Source organism: Candidatus Aquicultor sp. (assembly GCF_054640775.1).
The window spans coordinates 1-5,769 of the sequence record NZ_JBTSLF010000159.1 but is presented as its reverse complement, the minus strand read 5'-3'; the positions used below and the strand labels follow the sequence as shown (position 1 = coordinate 5,769).

The window sequence follows — 5,769 nt, the reverse complement described above, 5'->3', positions numbered from 1 at the left end:
GTCTATCGTATTAGCTTTTACCGTGAGATTTACGCCAGTCTTGTAGGGGCGCAGTTAAAACCCGTTGGGGCGACATTGCCGGGGGTAAAATCCTGTCAAAGGGGCGGCTGTCATAGTTTAAATAGGGACGTATCAAGCTCTGGGGATATCAAAATCAACCATCGCAACCACGTACAACGGGCCGATATCTCCTGTATAAAATGTCATCCAGGCGCCGCCCACCCGCATGTGGGAAAAATCGGTGATACGCTCCCAAAACGCAAGCTCTGCATGCAGTGTCATTCATCGATGCAGAATAATTGCCCTTTCTGTCACATCAAGAGATTTGCCATGTCTTCACAATTCACCCATTAGTAGGTTAGCTTGTTAAGACACCTATCTAGTGTTACAATCGAGCAAAATGCGTAAGATTAATTTCCGGAACGTAAAATCAAGAATCCGGGTCCCGCGCCTTAGCCTGCCGGACTTACATGGACCACGCTCGAGGCTCCTATTAATAATCGCCGGGGTTATAGGGTTCGTAATAATAGCTGCGGTCGGCTATGGTTTTTGGTATACTTCGCAACCTGAGTATTGCGAGTCATGCCATGAGCTTGCACCTGCCATCCAATCCTGGCAAAAACAATCGTTGCACGCAGAGGTCGATTGCGCTGTCTGCCATTACACGGGCGCCGTGGGCTTTCTCAAACAAAAAACAGATCTTGCGGTAGAAATCTACCGTCACTACACCAACTCCTATCAACAGCCCATCAATATGGACAGCGCGCTCAGTAAGAAAATCGATAACGATGGCTGCTTGCAATGCCATACCCCCAAGCGAATCGTTACGCCGACCAAAGGTCTGAAGATGAACCACAACATCCACCTGGAGAAGGGGATCAACTGTACTACATGCCACAACCGTGCCGGGCATCCGGGCCTTCCCGAGTACCGGACCTTCCTCACTATGGATGGCTGCTTTCGCTGCCACGGCCTCTCGAAATCAGCGCTGGCGCCGGGAAGCTGCTTTACCTGCCATCCGCAGAAAGGGTTTGACCTGGTTCCAGCTGATGGGTATTTAAATCACAAAACGGGAACCTGGCGAATACCGGATCACGGCAAAACCGCCTTAAAAAACATCGAGCCGTGCTTGATGTGCCACCAGAAAACCTTCTGCCGGGGCTGTCACGGCGTGGAAGTCCCCCACACCGATAAATTCATTAAGCAAGACCACGGCGGTATCGGCCGCCAAAGTCCGCAGATATGTAAGAAATGCCACCGCCAAGAGGACTTCTGTAACGCATGCCACCACAAGGGCTTTATCGGTCCACCGGGCTCCTGGGTACCCGCGCATAAACATGTTGTCGCCAAGCAAGGACCGGCGTACTGCTTTAACTGTCACGGCCCGACATTTTGTGCTTGGTGTCATGTGCGAGGACAGAAGCAGCCGAACAGCGAGCGCCTAAAGCCCGACCCGGCATTCCAGACGTCGCAGCAATAAAAACCTTGCTCTCGAGCATTATCACGGTGTACGCATTTACCTTTCTCGCGTACCGCCATATAATGCTTATACTCTTGAAGAATTCTGTGCTCGACTATCAAATTTTACTGAAATAGTTACTGAAATAGTTACTGATATTTGCATATATTAGATACAGTTGGTGAAAAAGTGATTTGAGCGAGCGAACAAATGACAGTGAACCGTTATCCGCAGGCACACGTTTAGAAACATGGCTCTACTTCGGCCTTTTAGCACTCGTAATCGCCCTGCCCCTCGTAATGACCCCGTATCTTTCGGCGGATGCCTTCGATATCGCAAAGCTCATGGCTTTGCGCCTTATCAGCCTGGGAATCGTCGGCATCTGGGCGTTTCGCGTTGCTATTCAAAAAGAGCGCAGGATCCGCTGGAGCAAGCTTGATGTGCTGCTACTGCTTTTCCTTGTTCTCGTTACCGTATCGACGATATTCTCGCTTCAGCCCTCTTTATCGGTCCTTGGAAAATACCGGCGCTATGAAGGCCTCCTTACGTTCATCAACTATGCGGCTATCTACTTCCTCGCCCTGCAAAGCTTTAGCTCATTTGAAAGAATAAGGGCACTTAGCAGGTTGCTTTCACTGATTGGCGGGGTCGTTTCGATCTATGGGCTCGCGCAGTTTATGGGCTTTGACCCCGTCGCCTGGCCGGGACAGCAGTTTGAGTTATGGCGAAGCTTTTCCACATTCGGTAACCCGGATATGCTAGGCGGCTTTTTAGTTCTTGCATTTCCCGCGGCGTTAGCCTCGTATCTTGATGCAAAGAGTACCAGAGACAGCGCGCTTTACGGGATCGCGGGTACGCTGATTACCGCATGTCTGCTGACAAGCTACACCCGGGGCGCCTGGTTGGGTACGCTTGCAGGCGTGGTCGTGTTTATCCTGGTGGCCGGCAGGTCGGTTCTTTTGACCCCACGAAAGCTTGCCGTCATCACAGCCGTTCTTATTATCACCTTCGGAAGCATCGCCTTCTATTCGGGCACGCTCGCCGACAACACAAATCTGCTCGAGCGAATCTCCTCCACATCCCAGATAAGCGAAGGAAGCGCCGGTAGCAGGCTGGAGATTTGGAAGGCGGCTCTGCGCGCAACCGAGGAGCGCCCGCTTTTAGGATTCGGGCCGGATACGTTTAACCTTCTCTCGCAGCGATATGAGACCGCACACTACGTGAGAATCGTTCAGGGCAACTCGACCGCGGACAACGCTCACAACTATTTCTTACAGCTTGCTGCGACGCTTGGGGTCCCCGCCGCGATATGCTTTGCAATTTTCATAATTGCGGCGCTTTTCTATTCGCGCAATTCGATTCGTTATCGGGATGGAGACCAGAAGCGCGTCTATGCCGGCCTTGTCGCAGCGGCGGCCGGCTATGTCGTCTACCTTGTTGTTGGACTCAGTATAATTGGGAGCACGCCCATACTATGGTTGATAATCGGGGCGCTCCTTTCGCAGGCCTATTTCGTAAGAACTGCTACAGTTAAAGCAGCACCCGCAATCATCACAGCATCGGCGATCTCACTCACCTTCCTCGTGGCGGCTTATCTTGCCGTGGTTATGTATACTGCTGATGTTCACTTTAACCGTGCGATGGCGCTTGAGGGCTCAGCTAACCCCAATCAGACGATCGCAAGCTTTGATACAGCCACCCGCCTCTACAAAAACGGTCTCTACCTCGATCTCTATGGACGATACCTGCAAGATGTCGGACTCGCGCAGCATGATACATCGCTGCTCCTCCGGGCTAAAGGTATCGCAGAGACGGCCACCGACCTCGAGCCGAACGACTCGGACCATTGGATTTATCTTGCAAATGCATACGCCACGCTGACGAACGGGCCGGGCAACGGGTATTTCGATTCAGCCGAAGAGGCGCTTAATACAGCACTCGCGATACGTCCAAACTCATCGGTCGCCCAGTTGCTCTTGGCAGACGCTTATAAGGCGGAGGGCCGTTATGACGAAGTCCTCAGGCTGCTTGAATTCGTACGCGAGGTAAACCCGACTTCAAAAGAAGCGTGGTTGCTGACTGCTGAGGCGCATAAGAACCTCGGGCAAAAAGAGCTAGCCATAACCTACTATAAGAAGTACCAATCCCTTAATCCGGGCGATACTAAAGTAGGCCGGATCATCCAGGGCCTGCAGGCCAATCAAGGCACGCCAAAATAGCCGATGATGGAAACTTAGATGGGTGCTCTAGCCCTATCCGCCCGCTAACCTAACAACAGATACTCTGTTTATTTACTAACAAAACAGTAATTTACTATAATACAAACAGAGTTGTTTTATAATATATCGCTAATTTTTGACTAAGTATATTGAAGAGCAGCTGCTTTTTAGTTATAGTAGAGACAAGCTGGTGGTAGAATATACCAGTTAATGCAAGTTTTACGGTTTAGTTTATGGAGTGGTTATGAGGTATCTTGCTGCAACGTTAACGGTAGTCGCACTTCTCTCTCTTATTGTGACGGGGTGTGCGACCGAGCCCAGTTACCTGGCTGCACCTCCAGATCTGCCAAAAACCGATGCCCCCAACAACTATATGCAAATCGTCGTTTATTATCCAGATAAGGATGCGCTGGCAAAAGAGGTCCATGAAGTGCCCAAAGAAGCTGATAGGGTAAAAGCGGCACTCGACATTCTTTTTGAGAGCAAGCCGAATAACGGTAATATCATGGCCGTAATGCCTGAAAACGTCAAAGTCCTCGGCACAAAGATCGACAACAACATGATAACTATCAACTTCAACAGAAATATCCTCAACTTTAGCGGAAACAAGTCGTCTCAAGACTTACTTCTCATGGCAATAATCTCGACAGCCAAGCAATCAAACAGCTTAAAACAATTTAAATTCCAGGTCGAGGGCAAAGAAAAAGGTCAGATCGACGGCAAAGATGTTGAAAAGTTTTGGGGTGGTGTGACCCTTAAAGATCAACCGTGGAAAACCTAGTTCGTTACTGCCCTGCCTAAAGATTATCCTGCACGTAAACAGTACGTCCTTCAAGCAAGTATTCCCTTCATATGCGGTTGAGTGGTAACTTACGAGATTTAGAAGCGATAGAACAGTGTACGTCGAAAACAATCGGAAAGGTTGGTATGAATGAACGTTTATGCTCGCTTATTCTTTAGGGCAATAATCCTGGCTCTTATGATCGGTATTGTCGTTGTCTTGGGATTGCTGGCTAAGACTGCAGTAGTGCGCAACGCACCGGCGGTTCCAAGAACATACGTCGAAAGAGCCTACGTGGATGCAGAAGAAGCGGTAAAAGGTGACCCGAGAAACGCAAAAGCCAGGGTTGCGCTAGCCAAGGCAGATATAGCTGTTGGCAGGTTCAATAATGCGATCGAGCAAGCCTCGGTTGCGACCAGGCTCGATCGCAAGAGCATGGATGCGTACATGACATTGGGCATCGCCTACAATAGGACAAACCAGCACGATGCTGCGATCTCAACGCTTAAAAAGGCGCTGCAGGTGGAGCAAGGGACGGCAGAATTACAAATCCAGGTGTATGATAATCTGGGCCAGGCTTATGAAGCTACAGGAAACATACCCGATGCCGTTAGCTCGTATGGAGCGGCTTATGATTCATCCGGACAGGATATAAACATAGGTTACTCCTATGCAAGGATGCTGGAAAAAGCCGGCAAGCCGCAAGAAGCCCTTATCATCTATAAGGATATAGTCGCATTCGTGCCGGATGAGAAGAAGGCACAGGATGAACTGGTAAGGCTTACCACCGAGCTTCAGGCAAGCAAGAAAGGGCCGGCGGCTAAAGCAACCACAGCACCGTCGACCAAGGCGAAACAATAATGTTTGGAGGTTATGAGTTTGTCAACGGATAATTTTTACGTCCAGGACCGTTCAGCACTAAAACGATATCTCGTAATAGTCGGCTTTTTAGGCTTGGTCCTGCTTGGGATGTTGTTTCTTTACAACCTGCTGAACAAACCGCCGGAAGTTAAGGGCGATAACAACCCAAAGGGGCTTACCAGCCTGTTCTCGATCTATGGATTTGAGGGAGACCGTCTTAACCGGCCGACCGGGGTTACCACCGATGCAAATGGCAACATCTACGTGGCCGATAGTGAAAAGCACCGGATCCTCCTTTTTGATAGCAATGGCACCTTCGTCGAGCAGTTTGGCGACGCGGGGCAAAAAAAGTACGAGCTCTGGTACCCGAACGCGGTAGCGGTAGCGGATAACGGCCAGGTCTTCGTAGCCTGCAAACAATCGAATAGGATCGTTATATTTAATGCGGA

General features: G+C 50.0%; 5 protein-coding genes and 1 pseudogene. All 6 read left to right on the top strand.

The window, feature by feature from the left end; genetic code table 11:
- Positions 1-354, top strand: a pseudogene (locus ACYC56_RS11555) (hypothetical protein); the annotation flags it as partial.
- 46 nt (positions 355-400) lie between these two features.
- A complete protein-coding gene (locus ACYC56_RS11550; RefSeq protein WP_461374332.1) occupies positions 401-1,480 on the top strand; it encodes a NapC/NirT family cytochrome c in 1,080 nt (359 codons plus the stop codon).
- Positions 1,481-1,653: 173 nt separating this feature from the next.
- Positions 1,654-3,678 (top strand): O-antigen ligase family protein, encoded by a 2,025-nt coding sequence (locus tag ACYC56_RS11545; protein WP_461374331.1) that lies wholly within the window; start codon positions 1,654-1,656, stop codon positions 3,676-3,678.
- A gap of 244 nt (positions 3,679-3,922) precedes the next feature.
- Complete coding sequence (locus ACYC56_RS11540; RefSeq protein WP_461374330.1) at positions 3,923-4,459, top strand: GerMN domain-containing protein; 537 nt, start codon at positions 3,923-3,925, stop codon at positions 4,457-4,459.
- 150 nt (positions 4,460-4,609) lie between these two features.
- Complete coding sequence (locus tag ACYC56_RS11535; RefSeq protein WP_461374329.1) at positions 4,610-5,320, top strand: tetratricopeptide repeat protein; 711 nt, start codon at positions 4,610-4,612, stop codon at positions 5,318-5,320.
- A gap of 18 nt (positions 5,321-5,338) precedes the next feature.
- Positions 5,339-5,769, top strand: a 431-nt coding sequence (locus ACYC56_RS11530; protein WP_461374328.1) for a 6-bladed beta-propeller, incomplete at its 3' end; no start/stop codon positions are given.